Below are 25461 nucleotides of genomic sequence, written 5' to 3'. Positions count from 1 at the left end.
CATGAGATGAACCAGGAAATCACCAACAACCCGTTCAACCCGCTGACCCCGCCCAAGGCGTTCGACGAGATCAAGGTCTCGCTGGCCTCCCCGGAGCGGATTCTCAGCTGGTCCTTCGGCGAGATCAAGAAGCCCGAGACGATCAACTACCGCACGTTCAAGCCTGAGCGTGACGGTCTGTTCTGTGCGCGCATCTTCGGTCCGATCAAGGATTACGAATGCCTCTGCGGCAAGTACAAGCGCATGAAGTATCGCGGCGTCGTCTGCGAGAAATGCGGTGTCGAGGTTACGCTCCAGAAAGTCCGCCGTGAGCGGATGGGCCATATCGAGCTGGCCGCACCCTGCGCGCATATCTGGTTCCTGAAGTCGCTGCCCTCGCGCATCGGCCTCATGCTGGACATGACGCTGCGCGATCTCGAGCGCATTCTCTACTTCGAGAACTACGTCGTGATCGAGCCGGGTCTGACCGATCTGACCTATGGCCAGCTCCTGACCGAGGATGAATTCCTCGACGCGCAGGACCAGTATGGCATGGACGCCTTCACCGCCAATATCGGTGCCGAGGCGATCCGCGAAATGCTTGCCCAGATCGACCTCGAGGCCGATGCCGAGCAGCTTCGCGAGGAGCTGAAGGAAGCCACCGGCGAGCTGAAGCCCAAGAAGATCATCAAGCGCCTGAAGGTCGTCGAGCACTTCCTCGAGTCCGGCAACCGCCCCGAGTGGATGATCATGACCGTCGTTCCGGTCATTCCGCCGGAACTCCGGCCGCTGGTGCCGCTCGATGGCGGCCGCTTCGCGACGTCCGACCTCAACGACCTGTATCGCCGGGTCATCAACCGGAATAACCGTCTCAAGCGGCTGATCGAGCTGCGCGCACCGGACATTATCGTCCGGAACGAAAAGCGGATGCTGCAGGAATCGGTCGACGCGCTCTTCGACAACGGCCGCCGCGGGCGCGTCATCACGGGCGCGAACAAGCGTCCGCTGAAGTCGCTGTCCGACATGCTGAAAGGCAAGCAGGGCCGGTTCCGGCAGAACCTCCTCGGTAAGCGCGTCGATTTCTCGGGCCGTTCGGTCATCGTGACCGGCCCCGAACTCAAGCTGCACCAGTGCGGTCTTCCGAAGAAGATGGCGCTCGAGCTGTTCAAGCCGTTCATCTACTCGCGGCTCGAGGCGAAGGGACTCAGCTCCACCGTCAAGCAGGCGAAGAAGCTGGTCGAGAAAGAGCGCCCGGAAGTCTGGGATATCCTAGACGAGGTGATCCGTGAGCATCCGGTTCTGCTGAACCGCGCGCCGACGCTGCACCGTCTCGGCATCCAGGCCTTCGAGCCCACATTGATCGAAGGTAAGGCGATCCAGCTGCACCCGCTCGTCTGCGCGGCGTTCAACGCCGACTTCGACGGTGACCAGATGGCCGTTCACGTGCCGCTGAGCCTCGAGGCGCAGCTTGAGGCGCGCGTCCTGATGATGTCCACGAACAACGTTCTGTCGCCGGCCAACGGCGCGCCGATCATCGTGCCGTCGCAGGACATGATCCTCGGTCTCTACTACACCTCGATCATGCGTCACGGCATGAAGGGCGAAGGCATGGTCTTCGGCTCAGTCGAGGAAGTGGAGCACGCGCTCAACGCGGGCGAGGTGCATCTGCACGCCAAGATCGAGTGCCGCATCAAGCAGATCGACGACGAGGGCCAGGAGGTCTTCAAGCGCTACGAGACGACGCCGGGCCGCGTGCGCCTGGGCGGGCTTCTGCCGCTCAACGCGAAGGCACCGTTCGAACTCGTGAACACGCTTCTTCGGAAGAAGGACGTTCAGCGCGTCATCGACACCGTCTACCGCTATTGCGGCCAGAAGGAATCGGTCATCTTCTGCGACCAGATCATGTCCATGGGCTTCAAGGAGGCGTTCCGCGCGGGCATCTCCTTCGGCAAGGACGACATGGTCATCCCGGAAGACAAGTGGGCCATCGTCGAAGACACCCGCGAACAGGTGAAGGACTTCGAACAGCAATACATGGACGGCCTGATCACCCAGGGTGAGAAGTACAACAAGGTCGTCGATGCCTGGTCGAAGTGTAACGACAAGGTCACCGAAGCGATGATGTCCACGATCTCGGCGGCCAAGACCGACGAGAACGGGGCCGAGGCGGAACCGAACTCGGTCTACATGATGGCGCATTCCGGTGCGCGTGGCTCGGTCACCCAGATGAAGCAGCTGGGCGGGATGCGCGGTCTGATGGCGAAGCCGAACGGCGACATCATCGAGACGCCGATCATCTCGAACTTCAAGGAAGGCCTGACCGTTCTCGAGTACTTCAACTCGACGCACGGTGCGCGGAAGGGTCTGTCGGACACCGCTCTGAAGACGGCGAACTCGGGCTACCTGACCCGTCGTCTCGTGGACGTGGCGCAGGATTGCATCGTCCGCATGCACGATTGCGGCACCGACCGGTCGATCACCGCCGAGGCGGCGATCAGCGACGGCGAAGTCGTGGCGTCCATCGGCGAGCGGCTCCTCGGCCGCGTGGCTGCCGAGGACATCGTGAAGCCGGGCACCGACGAGGTTCTGGTCAAGGAAGGCCAGATCATCGACGAGCGCTCTGCCGATGCGATCGAGGAGGCCGCGGTGCAGACCGCGCGCATCCGCTCGCCGCTGACCTGCGATGCCGAGGAGGGCGTCTGCGCCATGTGCTACGGGCGTGACCTCGCGCGCGGCACGATGGTCAACACCGGCGAGGCTGTCGGCATCATCGCGGCACAATCCATCGGTGAGCCCGGCACGCAGCTGACGATGCGGACCTTCCACATCGGCGGCGTCGCGCAGGGTGGCCAGCAAAGCTTCCTCGAAGCGTCGCAATCGGGCATCATCGAGTACGAGAACGCCAACACCCTGGTGAACGCTGCGGGCGACACGCTCGTGATGGGGCGGAACATGAAGCTCCGCATCATGGACGAGCACGGCGCCGAACGCGCGAGCCACAAGGTCGGCTACGGCACCAAGCTCTTCGTCAAGGAAGGCGACAAGATCGAGCGCGGGGCGAAGCTCTTCGAGTGGGACCCCTACACGCTGCCGATCATCGCCGAGAAGGCGGGTGTCGCGCGTCACGTCGATCTCGTGAACGGCGTTGCCGTCCGCGAAGAGACCGACGATGCCACCGGCATGTCGCAGAAGATCGTGACGGACTGGCGTGCCGCGCCCAAGGGCAACGAGCTCAAGCCCGAGATCATCCTCCAGGATGAGAACGGCGAGCCGGTGCGCAACGAGGCAGGCAACCCGATCACCTACCCGATGTCGGTCGACGCGATCCTGTCGGTCGAGGACGGCCAGGAGGTCGCCGCGGGTGACGTGGTGGCGCGTATTCCGCGCGAAGGTGCGAAGACGAAGGACATCACCGGCGGTCTGCCGCGTGTGGCCGAACTCTTCGAGGCACGCCGGCCCAAGGATCACGCGATCATCGCGGAGATCGACGGCTACGTGCGCTTCGGCAAGGACTACAAGAACAAGCGCCGCATCTCGATCGAGCCGGTCGACGACAGCCTGGAGCCCAAGGAGTACATGATCCCCAAGGGCAAGCACATCCCGGTCGTCGAAGGGGACTACGTCCAGAAGGGCGACTACATCATGGACGGCAACCCCGCGCCCCACGACATCCTGTCGATCATGGGCGTCGAGGCACTGGCCAATTACATGATCAACGAGGTCCAGGAGGTCTACCGACTGCAGGGCGTGAAGATCAACGACAAGCACGTAGAGGTCATCGTCCGGCAGATGCTCCAGAAGTGGGAAATCCTCGACAGCGGGGACACCACGCTTCTCAAGGGCGAGCACGTGGACAAGCTCGAGTTCGACGAGGCCAATGCCAAGGCCGAGAAGAAGAACGGTCGTCCTGCCAAGGGTGAGCCGATCCTTCTCGGGATCACCAAGGCATCGCTGCAGACGCGCTCCTTCATCTCCGCCGCCTCTTTCCAGGAGACGACGCGGGTCCTCACCGAAGCGTCGGTGCAGGGTAAGGTGGATCGCCTTCAGGGTCTGAAGGAGAACGTCATCGTTGGCCGCCTCATCCCGGCGGGCACCGGCGGCGCGATCAACCGCGTCGAGAAGATCGCCAGCGATCGCGACAACGTCGTCATCGAAGCGCGCCGGAGCGAGGCCGAAGAGGCCGCCCGCCTCGCCGCGCCCGCCGAGGACGTGGTCGGTGGCGGGGAGTTCGACACCGTGATCGAGGACACCTCCGAGAGCCGCGAATAAGCCTCTGGCGCATACGCTGAAAAAAGACCCCCGGCCGAGCGGCCGGGGGTTTTTCTTTGTGCAGTAGAGATCGGTACAAGGATGAGGCGTCAGTCGCTGGTCGTCAGCCGGTCCGCCTTCTTCCGGACCAGCACGGTCCGCAGATCGTGCATCGCCAGAAGCAGCGCGTCCGTTACTTCCTCGAGCTGCTCGTCCGTCGCGCGGGTCTGGGCCCAATGCGTCGTCAGGTTCATGTGGTCGATCGCGCGGTGGATGTCGTCGATGTCGCGCAGCGCCAGAAGCGCCTTCCGCTTCGTCATCCAGCGCCGGATCTCCTCGTAATCCTCATCCGACAGAACCCTGTCGCCCTGCGGCTTGATCTCGCCGTTGCGGATATTAGCGACGGCGATCGGATCCATTTCGATCCGCCGCTGCCGGTTCTCGGTATCGATCCGGAAGACGAGCGCGCCGTTCTCGCGGATGCGGAAGTAATAGTCGGGCAATGTGCCTGTCATGTCGCCTCTCTCAAGCCGTCGCAGAACCGATGAATCCGCCGACATGCCTCTTGCAGATCATCTTCCGAGGTGGCGTAGCTGATGCGAAAATGCGGAGAAAGACCGAAAGCCGCGCCAAACACGACGGCGACCCCTTCTTCTTCCAGAAGCGCACGCGCGAATGTCTCGTCATCGGCGATCAGGGTGCCGCCCGCACTTGTCTTGCCTATCGCGGCCCCGCAGGACGGATAGACGTAGAATGCCCCTTGCGGCACCTCGCAGGAAAGATGCGGCGCCTCGTTGAGCGCGCTGACGACCAGATCACGCCGTCTTGCGAAGGCGGCGTTCCGTTCGGCCAGGAAATCCTGCGGCCCGGTCAGCGCCTCGACCGCCGCCCATTGGCTGATCGAGCATGGATTGGTGGTCGATTGCGACTGCACCTTCCGCATCGCGGTGATGAGCTCTTCGGGGCCGGCCGCGTAACCGATGCGCCAGCCGGTCATCGCGTAGGCTTTGGAGACGCCGTTCACAGTGAGCGTGCGGTCCATGAGGCCCGGCTCCACCTCGGCGGGGGTGCAGAACTCGAACCCGTCATAGGCGAGGTGCTCGTACATGTCGTCGGACATGACCCAGACATGCGGATGACGCATCAGCACGTCGGTCAATGCCTGCAGCTCGGTGCGCGAATACCCCGCGCCGGTCGGGTTCGACGGAGAGTTGAAGATGAACCACTTCGTGCCCGGTGTGATCGCGGCCTCGAGCGCTTCGGGCGTGATCTTGAAGCCCGTTTCGCTGCCCGCCGGCACAATTACCGGCTCGGCGCCGGCCAGCTTCACGATGTCGGGGTAGCTCACCCAGTAAGGCGCGGGAATCACCACCTCGTCGCCCGGATTGAGGGTCGCGAGGGCGGCGTTGAACAAGACCTGCTTGCCGCCCGTGGAGACCGAGACTTGCGACGGCGCGTAGCTCAACCCGTTTTCGCGCAGAAATTTCTCGCAGATCGCGGCCTTCAGCTCTGGAATGCCGTCCGGCGCGGTATATTTCGTTTTCCCAGCATGAATCGCCGCAATGGCCGCAGCCTTGATGTTCTCGGGCGTGTCAAAGTCAGGCTCGCCGGCCCCAAGCCCGATGATGTCGCGACCGGCCAGCGCAAGCTCCCGCGCGAGCTGGGTGACGGCAACAGTGGGCGACGGGGCCACCCGATCTAAGGATCGCGACAGGAAAGACATCTCTGGACCATGGGCAAACAATGATTTGCAATGGTGTAATGAAAGCTGCGACGGAAAGGCAAGTCCGGCGCGGGAAACTGGAGGAGAGTGAGACGTGACAAGCGATTTCGATTGGTACGGACCCGAGGCCGCCACGTTCGGCGACAGGATCGCGGCAGCCCGCGACGCGGCCCAGATGACGCCCGAGCAACTGGCTCGCCGTCTCGGCGTGAAGCTGCGGACGCTGCAGAACTGGGAGAACGATCTTTCAGAACCGCGCGCCAACAAGCTGTCGATGATCTCGGGCCTGCTCAACGTCTCGATGATCTGGCTGCTGACGGGCGAGGGTGACGGGGTTTCCGCGCCCTCCGAAGAGATCTCTCAGACTGCGGATATCCGCGACGCGCTGGCCGAGTTGCGGGCGATCCGAACCGAGATGAAGACCCTCGCCGAACGGGCCGGACGGGTCGAGAAACGCCTCCGCACGGCCGTCCAGACCGAAACCGCATGATCGAGGAAAGCCGCAATCCCCACGAGACCCGCGAGCATCGCGTCAAGCGCCTGACCATGCGCTCGATGCGGCGCGGCATCAAGGAAATGGACCTGATCCTAATGCGCTTCGCCGCGGCCAAGCTCGCGGCGATGGAGGAGGGTGGCCTCGACGCCTATGATGCGCTCCTGTCCGAGAACGACCAGGATCTCTACCAGTGGGTGACCGGTCAAATCGAGCCGCCCGCGCGTCATGAGGCGATCGTAGGCGAGATCCGGGAAGCCATTGCCGAAGGATACGCGGCGTCCGACCGATAACGCTGGGCCGGCTTAACGGTTTTTTCGATCTTTTGAGGTGTTCTGCCTGCCAATCGCAAAAGTGCGGAGCACAGGCATGAGTATCCAGTCCCAGATCGGCCGCATCGACGGTACGGGCTTCATGGGGTCCTATCTCGAAACGCTGGCGATGGTCGAACGGCTGCACAGGCTGCTTCTCGACGTCATCAAGGATGAGTTCGAACGCGTCGGCGTCCTTGAGATCAACGCGGTGCAGGCTCTCTTGCTGTTCAATATCGGCGACAACGAGGTCACTGCGGGAGAGCTGAAATCGCGTGGCTATTACCAGGGTTCGAATGTCAGCTACAATCTCAAGAAGCTGGTCGATGCCGGGTATATGCACCACCAAAGATGCGAAATCGACAGGCGCTCCGTTCGCGTCCGCCTGACCGAGAAGGGGCGGGGCATTCGGGATGTCATCGCCAGGCTCTTTGCCAACCACGCCGATGGGATGCGGGACAAGGGGGTGATCGGCGAGGACGGGTTTGCCGATCTTACCCATACCCTCAAACGGGTGGAGCGGTACTGGAGCGATCAGATCCGGTATATTTACTAGGGTCGCGTCGTCAGCCCGGATGCGGGCCACGCCCGCCACCGACGTCTCCACCGACGACGATGTTGTTGATTTCGCGGAAGAGCTTGCGGGTCATGGCGCGGCGATATCCTTCGTAGCCGTCCGACAGCTCGACAAAAGCCCCTGGCCCATGTGCCACGTTCGAAGCGTAATAATCGGCGACCATCGGATCGGCCCCGAGAACAGCGAGCCCGTTCACCGTGACGCCGGAAAAGGGGAAGTGCTTATAGGCCAGTTGCGGCCCGAACCCGTCATTCGTGATACCGTCACCGGAGATGTCGATCACCCGGCGAGTGCAGTCAGGCCCGCGCGCCAGCAGCGTCGAGCCGTAGCCCAGCGCATAGCCCATCGCCGTCGGAAAGCGGCTCTGGCTGCGCGGAAAGCCCCTCAGCCGCTCGATGACCGCGTCGAGATCGGAACCCTGGCGCAGCACGGTCCAGTCCATGACGATTTCGTTCTGTTGACGTCCGCTCCATTCATAGATGGACAGCGCCACGTGGCCGGGCCCCGACAGGATCGCGCGGCGGATGTCCGGGTCGTCCAGCGCGGCCGCCGCGCCGTCCCGTTGCAGGATATACTCTCGATCATCGACCGAGCTTGAGACATCGAGCGCGAGCACGAGCGCGAGCCGGCAGCCTTCCTGCGCCGCGACCGGAGGCGCGGCCCACACCGCAGCCCCCGCAAGGGCCGCGGCGGAGAGGGCGCGCCTCACCAATGCCCGGTATTCTCCATCGAGGCCCACGGCTCCTGCGGCTCCTTCGCGTCGCCCTTCTGCAAAAGCTCCACCGACACGTTGTCGGGCGAGCGGACGAAGGCCATGTGTCCGTCCCGCGGCGGGCGATTGATCGTCACGCCGTTATCCATCAGCTTCTGGCAGAGCGCGTAGATATCATCGACGCGGTAGGCGAGGTGGCCGAAATGACGGCTGTCGTCGGGAAGCTGGTCGTCGCCATCCCAGTTGTAAGTCAACTCGACATCGTTGTGCCCGTCGTCCTGGCCCGGAGGGCACATGAAGACCAGCGTGAAGCGGCCGGCCTCGACCTCTTTGCGCGTCCGCTCCTTCAGGCCGAGCATTTCGTAAAATGCCATGGATTTCTCGAGATCCTTCACCCGGACCATCGTGTGCAGATATTCGATCGACATGGATGCCGCACCTTTCCTGTTCAGTCTGCGGTGACAGGGTAGGGGCTTTCCGCCCGCTGTCGAGATGCCCGTCGCGCCCGAAGCGGTCAAAAGGCCGAAGAAATCCCGAAGCGAACGCTGACTTCTTCGGTGTCGAAGCGGCTGACATTCGACGAGCGGCTCTCGGCGGTCACCGCGACTTCCGGCACGAATCCGGCATAGTCGAGCGCCGAGAAACTCATCGTCAGCCCAGCCGAATAGGAGGTGTCCTGACGACCGCCCGGCACTTCGATGATGCCGACGACATAGTCCGAATAATGCGCTTCGCTCACGCTGATCTGGCCGTGCAGGGTGCCGCTGAGCGTCCCGACGGAGAGGCCGTAGCTCAGCCCGAGGCTCAGCCGGTCGTAGCGTTCGGTCTCCTCTGGGCGATCCTCGAGCCGTCGCAGCTCGAGGCCATAGCCCGCGCTGAAACGCAGCGCGTCGGTCAGCTTGATCCAGCCGCGGGTGTCGCCTCGCGCGAAATCGAATTGCGAGTCCTGCCCGTACCATGTCCGCCCGCCGGTCAGCGTGAGGGCCGCGCCCGTTCGGCCGGATGCAGAGACGACTTCGTGCCTGATCCCGGCCTCCATCGTCGTCTGGTCGAAATCGTCATTCTCCAGATCCGGGGCCTGTTCCTGCGCATCCGCGCTCAGCTCGACCCGGCGCTCGTAGTGACGGAATATCGCCGAATTGCGCCACTGCTTGCCCTGCGCGAGCCGGTAGCTCAGATCGAATTGCAGCCGTGCCTCGACCCCTTCGAGCGCCTTGGCCGACCCCGACAGAAGCCCCACTGCATCGACGCCCGCGATCTCGTTGAAATCGTCCGACGAGCCGTCATTCACGTTCGACGACGGCGCGACGGAGGCCTTGAGCGAGAACCACAGCGGATTGATCGCACGGACCTGACGGTAATCGTCGGCCACCGCATTGCGCGTGATCTCGTCCGGCGCGGCCTCGTAGGCGCGGCGCAACCAGAGCTGGCTGTTCGTGTAGCTGCCCGACCGGAAGGCCGACCGCGCGGCGATCTCCGAAGCGGCGAACCGCGCGCGGTCATCTTCGGCCAGGCGGAAGACGCGGGCGGCGGCCCGCTTCGCGCCAGCCGGATCGCCTTTGGCTTCGGCGATGCGGGCGCGTAGGAAAAGAGAGCCGCTATCGTCAGGGTTTTTCGCAAGGATCTCGGTCAGAAGGTCTTCGGCAGCGGGCAGGTGCCCGAAACGCACGAGGTCATAGGCCAGGCTGCGCGCCTCGGGCAGGGTCAGCGTCTGTTCCTGCGCACTGGCTGCAGAGCCGGCGGCGAGCGCCAGAGCGGCGCTCGCCAATAGACTGATGACCCCGGGCCGCACGTTACCTCGAGAAATCCGGGTTGGTCTGATCGCAGATCGGATCCGTCGCACCCGCGGTCCCGCATTTGTCGAGCACGAAGGTGCCGACCTCGAGCTCGTCTTCGAAGCCCAGAACGTCGGCCTGTCCATCGTTGTTGTTCAGCACCAGACCACCGGCCACCGCTTCCGCGTCCGGTCCGCCGAAGACGCCTTCATAGGTGCCGGGGCTGCCATTGCCGACATCCTCGGTGGAATAGACAGGCTGGACCTCGCTGTATTCGACCGTTCCGGAGAACTCCCCGTTCTCGCTGATATCGGTCGGCGCAAGAACGAGCGACGGCAGATCGTCGCCGGTCTCGACGATGACCCGGTCATACACCGTGCCATTCACGATGTTGTCCGCGAAATCGGCGTTGATGAAGACCTCGCCGGTCGTGGTCAGAACGACGCCGCCAGGCACAACCTCGATCGGCGTATCGGGGTCGATCGGAATGAGATCGGGGGTCGGGCCGAAGATGTTCATGATGCCGACGTAGCCGCCGGCATAGCTGACAAGGCCTGTCGTCTCGGTGGCTTCGGGCGGGTCGTAATCGCCGTCGCGCGCGACAAAGACGCCGTTGAAGATCTTGTTGAACTGTCCGCCGGTTGCCACGACCGAGCCGCGCACAGAGCCGCTGTTGTTGTCAGCGGCGGAATAGGCACGCGAATAGCGATCGAGCGGGTCGTCCTGGATCACGTAGGCCAGAAAGCCGTTCTGATCGAGATCGGCGCGGCGCGCATATGCAGTCACAGGGGCGCCGCCATCGAGGCTCAGCCCTTCGACCAGTAGCGTGTCGCCTTCCAGCGTGATCCGTGTGACATCCTCGAGCGCGATTTCCCCGGGATCGGTATCCTCGGTGCCATCGTCCGTCCCGTCATCCGTGCCGTCATCGGTTCCATCATCCGTACCGTCATCGGTTCCGTCGTCCGTTGCGCTGCGCGAAATCGGGTTGCCGCTGGATCCGCCATCGCCACAGGCCGATAGCATCGCCAATGCGATGAGCATCGCTAGAATGCGGGTCATGTGTCCTGCCTCGGTTTTTGTCTGCTCTTTTGCCTGAATTGGTTGTCAGAGCCGTGCGGCAAGTCAATTCCGTCGCGCGGGCCGGGCGCAGAAAGCGCGGCCCGCGCGACGGAATTGCACGACTTCATATGGTGGTTTTCTGCCGCATACTCTGCAAGATATAGTCAAAAGCGACTCATCTAGCGGCGGAGTGCCTCCATGACCCTCACCCCGGACCAACAGGCCGAAATCGACGCCCTGCGCGGGCAGACGCAAACGACGCTGCGCGCGACCGTGCCGGGGATGGAGCAGCATCTCTACCATGCGCGGCCCGTGCTCGATCACGGTTTTGTCCGCGTGATCGACTACATGGGCGACGACAGCGCGATCTGTCAGGCCGCGCGCGTCTCCTACGGGAGGGGCACGAAGAGCGTGTCGAACGACGAGGGGCTGATCCGCTACCTCATGCGTCACTGGCATTCGACGCCGTTCGAGATGTGCGAGATCAAGCTTCATGTGAAGCTGCCGGTCTTCGTCGCGCGGCAGTGGATCCGGCACCGCACGGCCAACGTGAACGAATACTCGGCGCGATACTCGATCCTCGACCGCGAATTCTACATCCCCGCACCCGAGGCGCTGGCCGCGCAATCGACGGTCAACAACCAGGGGCGGGGCGAGGCGCTCTCGGGGGAGGAGGCGGACCGCGTGCTGCGCTACCTGCGGGACGACGCGATGCGCGCCTACGACCATTACGAAGAGATGATCTCGGACGAAGGGCAGCAGGGCCTCGCGCGGGAACTGGCGCGGATGAACCTGCCGGCGAACATTTACACGCAATGGTATTGGAAGGTGGACCTGCATAACCTTCTGCATTTCCTGCGCCTGCGTGCGGATGCCCACGCGCAATACGAGATCCGCGTCTATGCCGAGGCGATCTGCGAGATGGTCAAGGACTGGGTGCCCGCCGCTTACAAGGCGTTCGAGGATTACCGTATGGGCGGCGCGACACTCTCGGCCGGCGCGCTCGATTGCGTGCGCCGGATGCTCAACGGCGAAGAGGTGACGCAGGAAAATTCCGGCATGTCCAAGGGCGAATGGCGTGAGTTTCAGGGGGTGATCGGCAGCCAATAAGGGCTTGCGCTCGAAGCGTCAAGCGCCAAGCCATTCAAAGGCTGCGTCCTTTCCTCCTGCCTTGGCGCCGCTACCTCTGCGATACACGGCAGAGAGGCCCCGCCATGCTCCTTCTTTATATTCTCACCGCGCTTATTTTCCTGGTCCTCGACGCGATCATGCTCACGAGCGTGATGAAGCCGATCTTCTCGCGGCACCTTGGCGATGCGATGCGCGAGAGCCCGATGCTTCTTCCGGCAGCGGCATTCTACCTCGCCTATGTCGCGGGGCTGGTGTTCCTGGTCTCCGCCCCGGCGCTGCGTGATGCGGTGCCGCTTCGAGCGGGGCTGCACGGCGCGATCATCGGCGCGATGGCTTATGGCACCTACGAGTTCACCTCGATGGCGGTGATGCGGGACTGGTCCTGGCAGATGGTTGTCACCGACACGCTCTGGGGGACCCTGCTGACCGGGTTCTCGGCATTTGCGGGCGTCTGGCTCGTGCTGCGATTCACGTCCTGAGATCACGGGCGGAACTCCGCTGCTTTCCGCCGATAAGCCTCGGGAAAGGAAGCGGAAATCAGCCTGTGTTCCTCATCCGCAACGGAACAAATTCGTGACCGCTCCGTGACGGAACGAAGCGGCTTTCATACCCATTTCTGCTGCGACGTCCTCAGGAGCGAGGGCGCCTGAACAGTGACAAAATCGGAGCAGATACATGTTCGCAAAAACCATGACCGCAGCCGTGGCGCTCAGCGCCGCCACCGCCACCGCAGCATTCGCAGGCGACCCGATGGCCGGTAAGGCCGAGCCCGCGCCGATGGCACCCGCCCCGACGCCGGCGCCCGCTCCGGCGCCGGTCTATGACTTCACCGGCCCGTCGGTTGGTGTGCAGCTCGGCTACAACGACCTCGACCTCGACTCCGACCTCGGTGACGAGGAAGAAGAAGGCGGCAGCATCGGTGTGCGCGGCAACTACGACTTCCGCCTCGGCAACAGCATCATCGCGGGTGTGGGCCTTCAGTATGACGAAGCCAACATCGAACTCGAAAACTCGGGCGAGCTCGACAACATCATGCGCCTCGGCGGCCGTCTCGGCGTCGATTCCGGCCGTAACTTCTTCTACGGCACCGGCGGCTACGCGCGGGCAACCGGCGCGGATGACGATCTCGGCGATTCCGATGGCTACTTCGCAGGCGTCGGCTACGAGGTCTTCCTGCAGGAGAACGTGACCGTCGGCACCGAAGTCGTGTACCAGGAATTCAACGAATTCGACAACGACGCAGAGCTTGATGCGACCTCCGCGAACGTCTCGCTGAACTACCGTTTCTGAGGTGCGCCTCTAAACGTTAAAGCGCCCGGCCCATTGGGTCGGGCGTTTTTGTTTGCGCTTTGGAAACGCTGAGTTGCACCGGCCGGAACGCGGCCGCGTCGGCGATAGAAATTGACTAAATCCCTGGTAGGGGCCAAGGTCTTGGCATCCGATCATTTTTTGCCGAGGGGCAGTCAATCATGTTCATCAGATCCTCAGCTTTGGGCCTTGCCACGCTGTGCCTCACGGGCGGCGCGGCCTTGGCCAGCGATGCCTACACGGGCACCCATAACGATCCTAATTCCAATTTCCTCTATCACGAGGTGCGAGGCGTCGCGAATTACTGCCCGGCGGGTCTTCAGCCGGTCCAGATCGGCGGCGAGATCTGCTGCGGCAAGCCGAACGCCGCGCCCTATGTCGACCGCGCCGGTGCCGTCCGTAAGGTGTATCATCGCCCCGCGCAGAGCCATGCGGGCGTGAAAGGCACCTATTATGCGCCCGAGGGCGAAAAGGGTGTGACGCGCTACTAAGCGGCCCTTCACATCCCGTGCCGCCCCGCGTATACGCCCGGCCTGACAAGACTTGAGGGCCGGGCACATGCAGGGCAGCGCGAATATCAACATCATGATCAAGGCCGCGCGGAAAGCCGGGCGATCGCTCGTGAAGGACTTTCGCGAGATCGAGAACCTGCAGGCTTCGGCCCGGGGCGCCGCGGATTTCGTGCAGCGCGCCGACCTTGCCGCCGGGAAGGTTCTGAAGGAAGAGCTGACGACCGCTCGTGGCACCTATGGCTGGCTGGCCAAGGGCGAGACCGAGATCGAGGGCGAAGACCCGACCCGCCGCTGGATCGTCGATCCGCTCGATGGCGCGGCCAACTTCCAGCACGGCCTGCCGCATTGGGCCATCTCCATCGCGCTCGAGCACAAGGGCCGCATCGTCGCTGGCGTTGTCTACGACGCCGCCAAGGACGAGATGTTCTATGCCGAGAGCGGGGCGGGTTCCTGGCTCAACGACAACAAGCGGATGCGCGTCTCGGGCCGCTCGCGCATGCACGAGGCGATCTTCGCCACCGGCGTGCCCTTCTCGGCCAAGCATACGCTGCCGGCGACCCTGAAGGATCTTGCAAAGCTGATGCCCGCTTGCGGCGGCGTGCGCCACTGGGGCGCGGCCTCGCTCAACCTCGCCTACGTGGCGGCCGGGCGGTTCGATGGGTTCTGGCAGCGCGAGCTGAACATCTGGAACCTCGCTGCGGGATCGCTTCTGGCGCTCGAGGGCGGCGCGCTCGTCTCGGGTGTGCGCGAAGGTCAGGATCCGCTCGAAAGCGGTGCGATCCTGTGCGCCAACGGCCAGCTCTATGACGGGTTCGCCCGCCTGATCCGCGAGGTTTAACGGTCCGAGGGGTGGTTTACCCCGTCGTTCCAGGGAATGGGCTCATGTTCGGCGGGGTTCACCCCGTCGATTGCGCCCATGTTCACGCCATACTCGTTCGGGTTCGAACGACGGCGGTGATACATGTAGATCCCGCAGACCGAACAGAAGTGGTGCTGCGCGGTCATCGTGCCGAACTGGTAGAGCGTCAGCGTCTCCGCGCCTTTGACGACCTCCAACTCCCCCATCGGCACCGAGACGGCAGGCACGGCGCGCCTGCGGCAATAGGAGCAATCGCAGCGCCGCGCCGTGTTCAGCCCGTCCGATAGCGTCACGCGCAATTCGATCGCGCCACAATGGCAGGTCAGTCGGGTTTCATGCTGCTGGCTCATCGTCCCCAAGGCCCCTTCCTTCGTTGGCTGCGTCTGCTCCGGCCCGCGATGGGCACGTTGGAGCGCACGAAGGCATAGCGCGCCTCTGGATGTGGCGGGTGGCCGTGGGTCTTTTCCCAAAAGGCTGGACCGCCGCGTTTGAGCCAGAGCGGCAGGACCAGCAGCATCCCGATGACGAACCCGCCCGCATGGGCCCAGTATGCGACGCCTCCCGCATCGGCGGGCGTGCCAAACCCGCCGAGGAACTGCATGCCGAGCCAGAGCGCCAGCATGATCCAGGCGGGAATGGTGATGATCTTGAAGATGATGATCAGGATCACGAGGATATCGACCCGCGCTTTGGGGAACAGCAGCAGATACGCCCCCATCACTCCCGCGATGGCCCCGGATGCCCCGACCATCGGCACCTGGCTGAAGGGCGCGGTGACGTATTGCGCGAGGCCCGCCCCGATACCGCTGGCGAGGTAGAAACCAAGATAGCCCAAATGGCCAAGCTCGTCCTCGACGTTGTCGCCGAAGATGAACAGAAACAGCATGTTGCCCGCAAGGTGCAGAATGCCGCCATGCAGGAACATCGAGGTCAAAAGGCCGCCATAGCCTTCACCGGCCGACATGCGGGCCGGGATGAGCGCCCAGTCCCAGAAAAAGACGTTGAGCGCGCGAACATCCGAGAAAAGGTCGTAATATCCAATGAAGATCAGGATATTTGCCGCGATCAGCCCGTAGGTGATGAAAGGCGTGACGCCGGACGGGTTGTGATCGCGGATCGGAAACATGGCAGGGAGCTTGGCATGCGGCAGCGCGGCGTCAAGCGCAGACGGCCGCACGATCCGGCAAAAGATCGTGCGGCCGCAGGGATCAGACCCCGCTCAGGAGCTTGGCGTTACCGCCCGCGGCGGTCGTGTCGACGCAGACATGTCGCTCCATCCGCGCGTGACCCGTGTCGGGGGCCCCGGTGATGAGCGGCACGATCGGTCCGTCGAGGTCTGCCAACGCGGAGCGATAAGTCCGTGCCGTCTCTTCGTCGCCCCACCAGATCGCAGATGAGAGACCGTTGAGCGAAGTCAGAACCTTCGCCTCGATGCTGCCTTCCGCAGCCACGGCCTTGCCTCCAAGAGCTTCGATCGCCTTGACCTGCGCCGCTGCCGCCTCCTTGCCGGGGCCGAGGCAAAGCACCGTGTCCCGCGGCATGGTGTAGAGCATGTTCGACTCGCCCGTCGGGCCCGGCAGCTCTTGCCGATCCAGCGTCTTTGCAGGCTTTGCAGTGGTCAGCGCTTTTTCGATCCGCTTGGCATCGTCACTCCCGGACCAGCTTTCGCCCGACATATCGGCCGTGTGGCGGCGGAAGCGATCCACGTAGAGCGGCCCGCCCGCCTTCGGTCCGGTGCCCGACAATCCCTCGCCACCAAAGGGCTGCGAGCCCACGATCGCGCCGATCTGGTTGCGATTGACGTAGATGTTGCCGGCCTCGATCCGCTCCGAGACGTGCTGCACACGGTCGTCGATCCGGGTCTGCAAGCCAAAGGTCAGCCCGTAACCCGTGCCGTTGATGTCGTCGATCACACGGTCGAGCTTCTCGGCCTTGTAGGTCGCGACATGCAGGACCGGTCCGAAGACCTCGCGCTCGAGATCGCCGATCCCCTTCACCCGGATCAGCGCGGGCGGGACGAAGTAGCCGTCCGAGGGCACGGCGCATTCCTTGAGGATGCGCCCGTCCTTTCGCGCCGCGTCGATATAGCCGGTGATGTCCTTGTGCGCCTCGGCGTCGATCACCGGGCCGACATCGGTCGACACATCCCAAGGCGTGCCGATCTGCAGGGCCTCCATCGCGCCTGTCAGCATTTCGAGGAAGCTTTCTGCAATATCTTCCTGAACGTAGAGACAGCGCAGAGCGGAGCAGCGCTGGCCTGCCGACTGGAAGGCCGATTCGACGATGGCCGCGACCGCCTGTTCGGGCAGGGCGGTGGAATCGACGATCATCGCGTTGAGCCCGCCTGTCTCCGCGATCAGCGGCGCGCCGGGTTCCAGATGCTTGGCGACAGAGGCGTGGATCAGCCGCGCCGTCTCGGTCGAACCGGTGAAGGCGACGCCGTTCACGCCGGGCGTGGACGTCATCGCCGCACCCACATCTCCCGCACCGGGCAGGAGCTGCAGAACCTCGCGGGGCACACCCGCCTCGTGCATCAGCTCTGCCGCGCGCCAGCCGATGAGCGGCGTCTGCTCGGCCGGTTTCGCGAGAACCGCGTTGCCCGCCGCGAGCGCCGCGGCGATCTGGCCGGTGAAGATGGCGAGCGGGAAGTTCCACGGCGAGATGCACACGAAGGTGCCGACCGGCGGATCGCCTGCCGTCCGGTTGGCGTAATAGCGCAGGAAGTCGACCGCTTCGCGGACTTCGGCCACGGCATCGAACAGCATCTTGCCCGCCTCGCGATGCAGGATCGCGAAAAGCTCGCCATACCGCGCCTCGTAGAGATCCGCGATCTTGTTGAGTATGCGCGAGCGTTCTTCCGGGCTCGCATCCCAGACTTTGGCCGCACCCGCGGCGGCGGTCACGGTTTCGGGCGTGGCCCATGTGACCGTGCCGACTTGATCGTTGCGATTTGCCGGGTTCAGGATCGGGTCTTTCTCGCCCGCCTCGGCCTCGACGGCCAGGAGCGGCTTCGCGTCCCAACTCTGGGTCTTGTAAGCGCCGCGATCCGCTTCGATCTTTGCGAGCGTCGGTCGGTGCCGCGTGTCCCAGCCTTGGGAATTCTTGCGCTCGGGCGCGAACAGTTCCGGCCCGGTCGCGAGGTCGGGAAACTCGACGCTTTCAAACGGGTCGGCGGCGACGACCTTTGGCGGCACGTTCTCGTCGACGATCTGGTTCACGAAGGACGAGTTCGCCCCGTTTTCCAGAAGCCGGCGCACGAGATAGGCCAGAAGGTCGCGATGCGCGCCCACAGGGGCGTAGATCCGGCACCGCGTGCCGTTCTCGCGCATCAGGATCTCGTGCAGCGCCTCGCCCATGCCGTGCAGCCGCTGAAACTCGTAGACGCCCGGATCGGCCCCCATGTCGATGATCGCGGCGGCGGTGTGGGCGTTATGCGTGGCAAATTGCGGGTAGATCCGGTCGGTCATGCCGAGAAGCTTCCGCGCATTGGCGATGAAGGAAATGTCGGTCGCCGATTTAGAAGTGAAGACCGGAAAGCTGTCGACGCCAATGACTTGCGCGCGCTTGATCTCGGTATCCCAATAGGCGCCTTTCACGAGACGCACCATGATCTTGCGGTCGAGACGCTCGGCTAGGTCATAGAGCCAGTCGAGCGTCGGACCCGCGCGCTTGCCGTAGGCTTGCACGACGACACCGAAGCCGCCCCAGCCCTTGAGCGCGGGATCGGAGAGCACCGTTTCGATCACATCGAGCGAGATCGCGAGCCGATCCGCTTCCTCGGCATCGATGTTGAGGCCGATCCCCGCCGAGCGCGCGATGCCGCAGAGCGTCCGCAGACGTGGGACGACGTATTCCATGACCTGCTCGTATTGCAGCTCGTCATAGCGCGGATGCAGGGCCGACAGCTTGACCGAGATACCCGGGTTGTCGCGGATGTCCTTGGATTTCGCAGCGCCCGCGATGGCGTTGATCGCCTTGGAATAGGAGAGATGATAGCGCCGCGCATCCTCTTCGGTGCGGGCGGCCTCGCCGAGCATGTCGTAGGAATAGGTATAGCCCTTTTCCTCTTGCTTCGCGGCGCGCTTCATCGCGCTTTCGATGGTCTCGCCCAGAACGAATTGCTGACCCATGACGCGCATCGCCTGACCGACCGCGCGGCGGATGACCGGCTCGCCGAGCCGCTTGATCGCGCCGCGCAGATGCGCGACGGGGCCGGGCTCGTGATCCTTGAGCACGTTGCCCGTCAGCATCAGCGCCCAGGTCGAGGCATTGACCAGCGACGAGGTCGAATGGCCCATGTGCTTGCCCCAGTCGGAGGGCGCGATCTTGTCCTCGATCAGCGCGTCGATCGTCTCGGCGTCGGGCACGCGCAGCAGCGCCTCGGCCAGACACATGAGCGCAATGCCCTCATCGGTCGAGAGCCCGTATTCGGCGAGGAATGTCTCCATCAGGCCCGGACGCGCGTGGTTGCGAATCTTGGTGACAAGCTCGGCCCCCGCCTCGGAGATGCGCTTGCGATCGGCCTCGGAGAGCCCGGCCTCGCCGCGCAGTTCTTCGACCAGCTTGCGTTCATCGGCGTAGGTCAGTGCGTCGATTTCGCGGCGCAGCTCGGAAGTGGCGTCTCTGGGCATGGTGTCCTCCGTCGGTTTGGCCTAAGCTATAGCGTATTCAGCGGGAAAGCGGACTGTTGACCGCATCATTGTCAGTCAATGCGCCTGAAAAACGGAGGTTATGCGATGCAATCCGATCTGGACGATTTGGACCGGTTCGATCGTGCGATTCTCACGACGCTTGCCTCCGAGGGACGCCTCTCTGTTACCGAGCTAGCCCGCAGGATCGGCCTGTCGAAGTCACCGACGCAAGCCCGCCTTAAACGGCTCGAGGAAAGCGGCACGATCCTCGGCTACCGCGCGATTCTCGATCCGATCCGACTGGGCCTCGATCACGTCGCGTTCGTGGAGGTGCGGCTGCACGACACGTCCGAAGCGGCGCTCGCCGCGTTCAACGAGGCAGTCGCTCGGATACCCGAGATCGAGCAGGCGCATCTCATTGCGGGGAATTTCGACTATCTTCTGAAGGTTCGCACACCGGATATGCGCCGCTATCGCCGGGTTCTGGCCGACCATATCTCGAAACTGCCGCATATCGCCTCGACCTCGACCTATGTCGCGATGGAGGCGGTGAAGGAAGACGGTCTCGCCGAAGTGACTTGATCGGGCAGGGCTGCTTGGGTGACGCTTCGACATGATCCGGGTTTTCCTTATCGCCACCCTAGCGCCCGTCGCGGCATTAGCTGACTGTCCGCCGCCACCGGACCATTCCGAGGAGATCTCGGCGATCCTTGGCCGCATCCAGACCGTTGATCGCGAGATGGACGCGCAGGTTCTGTCGAACGAGCTATGGGAGCTGTGGACGGATGCGCCGGACGAGCCGGCGCAGGAGCTGCTGAACTCAGGCATGCGCGCTCGGGGCAGTTACGACTTCCTGCGCGCGATGGACGCGTTCGACCGGCTCGTCGAATACTGCCCGGATTATGCCGAAGGCTACAATCAGCGCGCCTTCGTCAGTTTTCTGCGCGAGGATTTCGCGGCCGCGCTTCCCGATCTCGAGCGCGCACTCGAGCTGAACCCGCGCCACGTGGCGGCGTTGTCCGGGAAGGCGCTGACCTTGATGGGCCTCGGCCGGGATGCCGAGGCGCAAGCGGCGCTTCGCGCAGCACTCGATCTCAATCCCTGGCTCGCCGAGCGGCATCTTATGACCGAACCTCCGGGTCAGGAGCTCTGATCCGCTTTTCCTTTCGCGATCATGCCGCTAGACAGGGCCGGATCACGGGCCCGCGTGGTGGAATGGTAGACACATGGGACTTAAAATCCCTGGGCCGAAAGGCCGTGCCGGTTCGAGTCCGGCCGCGGGTACCACGATTCTGGGCGGGTCGCGCGCCTCTCAGCTGGCAGCCAGCAGCTCGTTGCATTTTGCCAGTTCCATCCGCCATTTCGGCAAGCGAATGACGGCTTCGGTCGCGTGGGCAAGCGGTCTGACCTCGAATTCGCCGCCATGCAGCTCGACGAGCTTGCGGGTCAGGGGCAGTCCAAGGCCAAGGCCGCCTTGCGTTCCGCGCTGGGGGAGACGCGAGCCGACCACGAACGGCTTGTAAAGTTCCTGAAGATCGAGCTTGTCATCGAGCTTGCCGTCATCGGTCACCACGATCTCGAGATGTCCGTCCGCATCGAACGCGGCTCGCACCGTCATGCCGCGCCCGCCATGTACATGCGCGTTGAGCAAAAGCGCGGTCAGCGCTAGCTTGATCTGGTCGGTGTCGATCTGCAGCTCGATGTCGGGCACGTCCTGATCGAGTACGAGCGACTTTTCCGCGTCCTCTGCGGAGGGGCGGTGAATGTCGACCACCTCTTCCAGCAAGGCTTTCAACCCGGCCGTTTGCTCGTGAAGCAGAAGCTCGTGCGTTGCAGCGTTTGAATAGCGGATGATGGTCTCGACGAGCTGATCGAGATGCTCTGCCGATCGGCGGGCAGATTTTGCCAAGGCGCTGGTCGCGCTCGCCGTACCTGTCGCCTCGATGAGCCGCAGGCCGCCAAGCATGACTGTGATCGGGGTTCTGAGTTCATGTCCGACAAGGTCGATAAAGGTCGACGGGCCCGAGGGTTGGGCGTCACTCGCGCCTTCGGCGGGTGCTTTCTCGAGTGCCGCAACGACCGTCTTTCCGAGGGTTCTGAGAAGATCGAGCTGTTGCGGAGTCGGAGCTTCATGCGGCGTCACGTCCAGCGCGCAGATGCTGCCGATCCGGTAGCCGGAATTCAGAACCAGCGGCACGCCCGCGTAGAAACGCGCGCCCGGTCCGCCTTCGGCAACCATCGGATGGTCCGCGAAGCGCGGATCCTTGGAAAGATCTGGAACGACCAGAACGTCATCGGACATGATCGTATGCACGCAGAAGGAGTGCTCCTTCGGCATCGGGCCAAGCTCCATGCCGACAACGGATTTGTACCATTGCCCCTCATCCTCGACGACGCTGATATGCCCGATCGGGCAATCGAAAAGCTGCCGGACCATATCGGACAGGTGGTCGAAGAGCGCGGTATTGTCGTCGCGCAAACCTGCGACCTCTGCCAAAGCTCCAAGGCGCTCGGTCTCGTTGAAGGGAATCGGATAGTTACGCACGGCACACCTCTTTCCTGACAGCCCCATAAAGGTTCAGGACTTTGTCGAGATTGTGGTCGCCCCGCGGGATGTCAGTGGCGGTTCAAGGCTGAAAGGGCAGGGAAGTGACACGATCGCAGAAGCGCTCTCGCACCCGGGTGCCGTGCATCGGGCTTCTTCGAAGACGCCAAACGGGATGAGCGACATACTCGAAAGCAGACTTGACGTCCGGGTGCCGTAGGCTTGCGGTGCTAGACGCTTTTCCGTCTGAGGCGGATCACGACATCCACGCTCGCGATCTCGGCTCCTTCAGGGGCATCGGGCAGACGCGCGATCTCGAGCGCCTCTGCCGGCGCGTCGGTCAGCTTGCCGTCCTCTTCCCAGAAGAAGTGCGGATGATCATGCGTATTGGTGTCGAAATAGCTTTTCGATCCGTCGACGGTCACCTCTTGGATGAGGCCCGCATCGCAGAAGGCGCGCAGCGTGTTGTAAACGGTCGCCAGCGAGACTTTCTCGCCCCGATGCTCGACCGCGGCGAACAGGCTCTCGGCGGTGACGTGGCGATGGCGCCCGTCGCCCATCAGCAGCGCGGCGAGTGTCACCCGCTGCCGCGTCGGGCGCACGCCGGCCTCGGTCAGCCATGCGGTGCCGCGTTCTGTAGCCGTGAGCGTCATGAGATGTGGCGCCTCCGTTGCGTCCAATGTCTTGAATATAGGGGTTCAGGTCGCCTGATTTCAATCGCTTTCCAGTAGTGTGAGCCGTGCGCGCGAAGGCGTGGCAGGCTTGCATGGCGCGCTGGCCCGGTGATAGTGGGGCGTGACTTTGGACATTTGACAGAAAAAGGTGCCCCACGAATGGCCGACTACCCGACCAGCTTCGACAGGGATGACCTCTTGAAATGCGCGCGGGGCGAGCTGTTCGGACCGGGCAACGCCCAGCTTCCGGAGCCGCCGATGCTGATGATGGACCGCATCACCGACATCTCGGGCGATGGCGGTCCGAACGGCAAGGGCCACGTTCGTGCCGAGTTCGACATCCACCCGGACCTGTGGTTCTTCGAATGCCATTTTCCGGGCAACCCGATCATGCCGGGTTGCCTCGGTCTCGACGGGCTCTGGCAGCTGACCGGCTTCAACCTCGGTTGGCGCGGCTGGCAGGGGCGTGGCTACGCGCTGGGCGTCGGTGAGGTGAAGCTGACCGGCATGGTTCGGCCCGACCGCAAGATGCTGACCTATTACGTCGACTTCACAAAGGCCGTGCAGACTCGCCGCCTGACGATGGGCGTCGCAGACGGGCGCGTGGAGGCCGACGGCGAAACCATCTACCAGGTCAAGGACATGAAGGTGGCGCTGTCGGAAACCTGACGTCATCCCGAACAAGGCAAATCGAGCAGAGGAGAGCGCCATGCGCCGCGTCGTCGTCACGGGATTGGGCATCGTCTCGTCCATCGGAAACAACGCCGAAGAGGTGCTGGCTTCACTGAAGGCCGGCCGCTCGGGCATCACCGCCAATGAGGCCATGAAAGAGCATGGCTTCCGCAGCCAGATCGCGGGCGACATCAAGCTCGACGTGTCCGAGCATGTGGACAAGCGCACGTTGCGCTTCATGGGGCCGGGCGCGGCCTTCGCGCATATCGCCATGACCCAGGCCATCGCCGATTCCGGGCTCGAGGAAAGCGACATCTCGAACCCGCGCACGGGGCTCGTCGCGGGCTCGGGCGGTCCGTCCACCTCGGCGATGCTCGCCTCGCACCAGATCGTGCTGGAAAAGGGCTCGCCCAAGCGGATCGGTCCTTTCGCGGTGCCGAAATGCATGTCCTCGACGATCTCGGCCAACCTCTCGACCGCGTTCAAGATCAAGGGCATCAACTACTCGATCACCTCGGCCTGTTCGACGTCCCTGCATTGCATCGGCAATGCGGCCGAGCAGATCATGATGGGTAAGCAGGACGTGATGTTCGCCGGCGGCGGCGAGGAGCTCGACTGGACGCTGTCGTGCCTTTTCGACGCGATGGGCGCGATGTCCTCGAAGTTCAACGACACGCCCGAGAAAGCCTCGCGCGCGTTCGACGCGGATCGAGACGGCTTCGTGATCGGCGGCGGCGGCGGCATCCTCGTGCTCGAGGATCTCGAGCACGCCAAGGCCCGCGGCGCAAAGATCTATGCCGAGGTCACAGGCTATGGTGCGACTTCCGACGGGCATGACATGGTCGCGCCGTCCGGGGAAGGCGGTGAGCGGGCGATGCGGATCGCACTCCAGACACTGCCCGAGGGCCGCCGCGTCGGTTACATCAACGCGCATGGCACCTCGACGCCGGTGGGCGATGTCGGTGAGATCGAGGCGGTTCGTCGCGTTTTCGGCGACGGACAGACGCCGCCCGTCTCCTCCACCAAGTCGATGACCGGGCACAGCCAGGGCGCGACCGGCGCGCAGGAAGCCGTCTATTGCCTTCTGATGCTGCAGAACGATTTCATCGCGCCTTCGATCAACGTGGAGACGCTCGATCCCGCACTGAAACCCGAAGAGATCGCGACCGAGCTGCGCGAAGGCGCGGGGCTCGACACGGTAATGACCAATTCCTTTGGCTTCGGCGGGACGAACGGCTCGATGCTGCTGTCGCGCTTCGAGGGCTGAGCGCAAAGAAGAACTGGACAGGACAATGAGCGGACAACTCGCCGGCAAGCGCGGATTGATCATCGGGGTCGCGAACGAGCGCTCCATCGCATGGGGTATCGCGAAAGCCTGCGCCGAGGCCGGGGCTGAACTGGCCTTTACCCACCAGGGCGAGGCGTTTGGCGCGCGGGTCAAACCGCTTGCCGAAAGCGTTGGCTCCGACATGCTTGTCGACATGGATGTGACCGACGAGGCATCGCTCGATGCCGCCTTCGAGATGATCTCGGAGCGGTGGGGCGGGCTCGACTTCCTTGTCCACGCGGTTGCCTATTCGGACAAGTCCGAGCTGCAAGGCAGGTTCATGAACACGAGCCGGGCCAACTTCAAGAACTCGCTCGACATCTCCTGCTATTCCTTCATCGAACTGGCGCGCCGCGCGCATCCACTCATGGCCGAGACCGGCGGCACGCTGATGACGTTGACCTATCAGGGGTCGAACAAGGTCGTTCCCAATTACAACGTGATGGGCGTTGCCAAGGCGGCGCTCGAGGCGAGCGTGCGCTATCTCGCCAATGATCTCGGCCGGGATGGCATCCGCGTGAATGCGCTGTCGCCGGGGCCGATGAAGACGCTGGCGGGCGCGGCGATCGGCGGGGCGCGGAAGACCTTCAAGTTCACCGACCAGAACGCGCCGCTCGGCTCCAATGCGACGCTGGAAGCGGTGGGCGGCACGGCCGTTTGGCTCGCCTCCGATGCCGGCGCCTGCACGACGGGCGAGATCATCCATATCGACGGCGGCTTCCACGTCCTCGGCATGCCGCAATACGACAATATCTGAACTGGCGACCGCTTGGGTCCAAGACGCATGTGGCACAGGTGGCAGGCGTTTTGGATCATCGGACGACCCGGCGACATGCGCCAAATTAGCGCCCGATTTCGTCCTGATACTGATCGCATGCAGAAGGTGATCCCATTTAGACGGCGCGGGCGCAGGCGAGGGCCAGGT

General features: G+C 63.6%; 25 protein-coding genes and 1 tRNA gene. 15 read left to right on the top strand and 11 right to left on the bottom strand.

Translation table 11 applies throughout. The features are described 5' to 3' along the window. The first annotated feature begins 6 nt into the window (after positions 1-6). Positions 7-4248: a DNA-directed RNA polymerase subunit beta' gene (rpoC, locus tag BM171_RS17155; RefSeq protein WP_093015355.1), complete on the top strand. Its 4242-nt coding sequence runs from the start codon at positions 7-9 to the stop codon at positions 4246-4248. An 89-nt stretch (positions 4249-4337) separates the two neighbouring features. Here the strand turns inward: rpoC and BM171_RS17150 are convergent, their stop codons facing one another. Together BM171_RS17150 and BM171_RS17145 are read right to left on the bottom strand one after the other, a co-directional pair. Next, on the bottom strand, positions 4338-4742 hold the full coding sequence (locus BM171_RS17150; protein ID WP_093015352.1) for a hypothetical protein: 405 nt from the start codon (positions 4740-4742) through the stop codon (positions 4338-4340). Next, the gene (locus BM171_RS17145; RefSeq protein WP_093015349.1) at positions 4739-5950 is read right to left on the bottom strand and encodes a pyridoxal phosphate-dependent aminotransferase; all 1212 of its coding nucleotides are present in this window, start codon (positions 5948-5950) and stop codon (positions 4739-4741) included. The genes BM171_RS17150 and BM171_RS17145 overlap by 4 nt, the downstream gene beginning before the upstream one ends. A 94-nt stretch (positions 5951-6044) precedes the next feature. On the opposite strand from BM171_RS17145, the gene BM171_RS17140 reads away from it, so the two are divergent. From BM171_RS17140 to BM171_RS17130, 3 genes are all read left to right on the top strand, one after another. Continuing rightward, complete coding sequence (locus tag BM171_RS17140; protein WP_093015346.1) at positions 6045-6440, top strand: helix-turn-helix domain-containing protein; 396 nt, start codon at positions 6045-6047, stop codon at positions 6438-6440. Next, on the top strand, positions 6437-6736 hold the full coding sequence (locus BM171_RS17135; protein ID WP_093015343.1) for a succinate dehydrogenase assembly factor 2: 300 nt from the start codon (positions 6437-6439) through the stop codon (positions 6734-6736). Before BM171_RS17140 ends, BM171_RS17135 begins: the two co-directional genes overlap by 4 nt. Before the next feature lie 76 nt (positions 6737-6812). Then, positions 6813-7310, top strand: coding sequence for a MarR family winged helix-turn-helix transcriptional regulator (locus tag BM171_RS17130; protein ID WP_093015340.1), 498 nt, complete (start codon positions 6813-6815; stop codon positions 7308-7310). Positions 7311-7320: 10 nt separating this feature from the next. Here the strand turns inward: BM171_RS17130 and BM171_RS17125 are convergent, their stop codons facing one another. The 4 genes from BM171_RS17125 to BM171_RS17110 all read right to left on the bottom strand — a co-directional run bounded on the left by BM171_RS17125 (position 7321) and on the right by BM171_RS17110 (position 10877). After that, a complete protein-coding gene (locus BM171_RS17125) occupies positions 7321-8070 on the bottom strand; it encodes a DUF1194 domain-containing protein (protein ID WP_093015337.1) in 750 nt (249 codons plus the stop codon). Then, the gene (locus BM171_RS17120; RefSeq protein WP_093015334.1) at positions 8037-8471 is read right to left on the bottom strand and encodes a VOC family protein; all 435 of its coding nucleotides are present in this window, start codon (positions 8469-8471) and stop codon (positions 8037-8039) included. Before BM171_RS17120 ends, BM171_RS17125 begins: the two co-directional genes overlap by 34 nt. An 86-nt stretch (positions 8472-8557) precedes the next feature. Then, positions 8558-9835, bottom strand: a complete 1278-nt coding sequence (locus BM171_RS17115; protein ID WP_093015331.1) for a tetratricopeptide repeat protein — start codon at positions 9833-9835, stop codon at positions 8558-8560. 1 nt (position 9836) lies between these two features. Next, positions 9837-10877: a hypothetical protein gene (locus BM171_RS17110; protein ID WP_093015328.1), complete on the bottom strand. Its 1041-nt coding sequence runs from the start codon at positions 10875-10877 to the stop codon at positions 9837-9839. Positions 10878-11075: 198 nt separating this feature from the next. Here BM171_RS17110 and thyX point away from each other — a divergent pair, with 198 nt between their 5' ends. The 5 genes from thyX to BM171_RS17085 all read left to right on the top strand — a co-directional run bounded on the left by thyX (position 11076) and on the right by BM171_RS17085 (position 14666). Further along, positions 11076-11987 (top strand): FAD-dependent thymidylate synthase, encoded by a 912-nt coding sequence (gene thyX / locus BM171_RS17105; protein ID WP_093015325.1) that lies wholly within the window; start codon positions 11076-11078, stop codon positions 11985-11987. 104 nt (positions 11988-12091) lie between these two features. Then, positions 12092-12487, top strand: coding sequence for a DUF2177 family protein (locus BM171_RS17100; protein WP_093015322.1), 396 nt, complete (start codon positions 12092-12094; stop codon positions 12485-12487). A 196-nt stretch (positions 12488-12683) separates the two neighbouring features. Further along, the gene (locus tag BM171_RS17095) at positions 12684-13298 is read left to right on the top strand and encodes an outer membrane protein (RefSeq protein ID WP_245760319.1); all 615 of its coding nucleotides are present in this window, start codon (positions 12684-12686) and stop codon (positions 13296-13298) included. A gap of 179 nt (positions 13299-13477) precedes the next feature. Next, positions 13478-13807 carry a hypothetical protein gene (locus BM171_RS17090; RefSeq protein WP_093015320.1) on the top strand — a complete coding sequence of 110 codons (330 nt, stop codon included), beginning with the start codon at positions 13478-13480 and terminating at the stop codon, positions 13805-13807. Positions 13808-13874: 67 nt separating this feature from the next. Further along, positions 13875-14666 carry an inositol monophosphatase family protein gene (locus BM171_RS17085; RefSeq protein ID WP_093015317.1) on the top strand — a complete coding sequence of 264 codons (792 nt, stop codon included), beginning with the start codon at positions 13875-13877 and terminating at the stop codon, positions 14664-14666. On the opposite strand, the gene BM171_RS17080 is transcribed toward BM171_RS17085, so the two are convergent. The 3 genes from BM171_RS17080 to putA all read right to left on the bottom strand — a co-directional run bounded on the left by BM171_RS17080 (position 14663) and on the right by putA (position 19318). Beyond that, on the bottom strand, positions 14663-15037 hold the full coding sequence (locus BM171_RS17080) for a GFA family protein (protein WP_093015314.1): 375 nt from the start codon (positions 15035-15037) through the stop codon (positions 14663-14665). The genes BM171_RS17085 and BM171_RS17080 overlap by 4 nt on opposite strands. Next, complete coding sequence (locus tag BM171_RS17075) at positions 15034-15813, bottom strand: rhomboid family intramembrane serine protease (protein ID WP_093015311.1); 780 nt, start codon at positions 15811-15813, stop codon at positions 15034-15036. The genes BM171_RS17080 and BM171_RS17075 overlap by 4 nt, the downstream gene beginning before the upstream one ends. An 82-nt stretch (positions 15814-15895) precedes the next feature. After that, positions 15896-19318: a bifunctional proline dehydrogenase/L-glutamate gamma-semialdehyde dehydrogenase PutA gene (gene putA, locus BM171_RS17070; RefSeq protein ID WP_093015308.1), complete on the bottom strand. Its 3423-nt coding sequence runs from the start codon at positions 19316-19318 to the stop codon at positions 15896-15898. Between the two features lie 105 nt (positions 19319-19423). Here putA and BM171_RS17065 point away from each other — a divergent pair, with 105 nt between their 5' ends. From BM171_RS17065 to BM171_RS17055, 3 genes are all read left to right on the top strand, one after another. Continuing rightward, positions 19424-19900 carry an Lrp/AsnC family transcriptional regulator gene (locus tag BM171_RS17065; protein ID WP_093015444.1) on the top strand — a complete coding sequence of 159 codons (477 nt, stop codon included), beginning with the start codon at positions 19424-19426 and terminating at the stop codon, positions 19898-19900. A gap of 31 nt (positions 19901-19931) precedes the next feature. After that, complete coding sequence (locus BM171_RS17060; protein WP_093015302.1) at positions 19932-20471, top strand: tetratricopeptide repeat protein; 540 nt, start codon at positions 19932-19934, stop codon at positions 20469-20471. A 48-nt stretch (positions 20472-20519) separates the two neighbouring features. Then, positions 20520-20605 (top strand) — tRNA-Leu (locus BM171_RS17055). Positions 20606-20630: 25 nt separating this feature from the next. Here BM171_RS17055 and BM171_RS17050 read toward each other — a convergent pair. After that, complete coding sequence (locus BM171_RS17050) at positions 20631-21863, bottom strand: GAF domain-containing sensor histidine kinase (protein WP_093015299.1); 1233 nt, start codon at positions 21861-21863, stop codon at positions 20631-20633. A 230-nt stretch (positions 21864-22093) separates the two neighbouring features. Further along, entirely contained in the window at positions 22094-22516 is a 423-nt protein-coding gene (irrA, locus tag BM171_RS17045) for an iron response transcriptional regulator IrrA (RefSeq protein WP_093015296.1), read from the bottom strand. A 180-nt stretch (positions 22517-22696) separates the two neighbouring features. Between irrA and fabA the strand changes: the two genes are divergently transcribed. Genes fabA through BM171_RS17030 form a run of 3 tightly spaced genes read left to right on the top strand, consistent with a single transcriptional unit; the run spans position 22697 to position 25293 of the window. Beyond that, the gene (gene fabA / locus BM171_RS17040; RefSeq protein ID WP_093015293.1) at positions 22697-23206 is read left to right on the top strand and encodes a bifunctional 3-hydroxydecanoyl-ACP dehydratase/trans-2-decenoyl-ACP isomerase; all 510 of its coding nucleotides are present in this window, start codon (positions 22697-22699) and stop codon (positions 23204-23206) included. A 40-nt stretch (positions 23207-23246) separates the two neighbouring features. After that, entirely contained in the window at positions 23247-24476 is a 1230-nt protein-coding gene (gene fabB / locus BM171_RS17035) for a beta-ketoacyl-ACP synthase I (RefSeq protein WP_093015290.1), read from the top strand. A 25-nt stretch (positions 24477-24501) separates the two neighbouring features. Next, positions 24502-25293 (top strand): enoyl-ACP reductase FabI, encoded by a 792-nt coding sequence (locus tag BM171_RS17030; protein ID WP_093015286.1) that lies wholly within the window; start codon positions 24502-24504, stop codon positions 25291-25293. Positions 25294-25461 lie beyond the last annotated feature (168 nt).

Origin of the sequence: Roseivivax halotolerans, assembly GCF_900115815.1 — a bacterium.
Taxonomy (GTDB): Bacteria; Pseudomonadota; Alphaproteobacteria; order Rhodobacterales; family Rhodobacteraceae; genus Roseivivax; species Roseivivax halotolerans.
This window is presented reverse-complemented; position numbering and strand designations above follow the sequence as displayed.

What these genes read in the sequence shown, in the direction of transcription:
- fabB (WP_093015290.1), top strand. Translation starts at nt 23,247, where the DNA reads ATGCGCCGCGTCGTCGTCACGGGATTGGGCATCGTCTCGTCCATCGGA.
- rpoC (WP_093015355.1), top strand. Translation starts at nt 7, where the DNA reads ATGAACCAGGAAATCACCAACAACCCGTTCAACCCGCTGACCCCGCCC.
- BM171_RS17030 (WP_093015286.1), top strand. Translation starts at nt 24,502, where the DNA reads ATGAGCGGACAACTCGCCGGCAAGCGCGGATTGATCATCGGGGTCGCG.
- BM171_RS17135 (WP_093015343.1), top strand. Translation starts at nt 6,437, where the DNA reads ATGATCGAGGAAAGCCGCAATCCCCACGAGACCCGCGAGCATCGCGTC.
- BM171_RS17145 (WP_093015349.1), bottom strand. Translation starts at nt 5,950, where the DNA reads ATGTCTTTCCTGTCGCGATCCTTAGATCGGGTGGCCCCGTCGCCCACT.
- BM171_RS17110 (WP_093015328.1), bottom strand. Translation starts at nt 10,877, where the DNA reads ATGACCCGCATTCTAGCGATGCTCATCGCATTGGCGATGCTATCGGCC.
- thyX (WP_093015325.1), top strand. Translation starts at nt 11,076, where the DNA reads ATGACCCTCACCCCGGACCAACAGGCCGAAATCGACGCCCTGCGCGGG.
- BM171_RS17090 (WP_093015320.1), top strand. Translation starts at nt 13,478, where the DNA reads ATGTTCATCAGATCCTCAGCTTTGGGCCTTGCCACGCTGTGCCTCACG.
- BM171_RS17060 (WP_093015302.1), top strand. Translation starts at nt 19,932, where the DNA reads ATGATCCGGGTTTTCCTTATCGCCACCCTAGCGCCCGTCGCGGCATTA.
- irrA (WP_093015296.1), bottom strand. Translation starts at nt 22,516, where the DNA reads ATGACGCTCACGGCTACAGAACGCGGCACCGCATGGCTGACCGAGGCC.
- BM171_RS17095 (WP_245760319.1), top strand. Translation starts at nt 12,684, where the DNA reads ATGTTCGCAAAAACCATGACCGCAGCCGTGGCGCTCAGCGCCGCCACC.
- BM171_RS17080 (WP_093015314.1), bottom strand. Translation starts at nt 15,037, where the DNA reads ATGAGCCAGCAGCATGAAACCCGACTGACCTGCCATTGTGGCGCGATC.
- BM171_RS17075 (WP_093015311.1), bottom strand. Translation starts at nt 15,813, where the DNA reads ATGTTTCCGATCCGCGATCACAACCCGTCCGGCGTCACGCCTTTCATC.
- putA (WP_093015308.1), bottom strand. Translation starts at nt 19,318, where the DNA reads ATGCCCAGAGACGCCACTTCCGAGCTGCGCCGCGAAATCGACGCACTG.
- fabA (WP_093015293.1), top strand. Translation starts at nt 22,697, where the DNA reads ATGGCCGACTACCCGACCAGCTTCGACAGGGATGACCTCTTGAAATGC.
- BM171_RS17150 (WP_093015352.1), bottom strand. Translation starts at nt 4,742, where the DNA reads ATGACAGGCACATTGCCCGACTATTACTTCCGCATCCGCGAGAACGGC.
- BM171_RS17120 (WP_093015334.1), bottom strand. Translation starts at nt 8,471, where the DNA reads ATGTCGATCGAATATCTGCACACGATGGTCCGGGTGAAGGATCTCGAG.
- BM171_RS17065 (WP_093015444.1), top strand. Translation starts at nt 19,424, where the DNA reads ATGCAATCCGATCTGGACGATTTGGACCGGTTCGATCGTGCGATTCTC.
- BM171_RS17130 (WP_093015340.1), top strand. Translation starts at nt 6,813, where the DNA reads ATGAGTATCCAGTCCCAGATCGGCCGCATCGACGGTACGGGCTTCATG.
- BM171_RS17100 (WP_093015322.1), top strand. Translation starts at nt 12,092, where the DNA reads ATGCTCCTTCTTTATATTCTCACCGCGCTTATTTTCCTGGTCCTCGAC.
- BM171_RS17085 (WP_093015317.1), top strand. Translation starts at nt 13,875, where the DNA reads ATGCAGGGCAGCGCGAATATCAACATCATGATCAAGGCCGCGCGGAAA.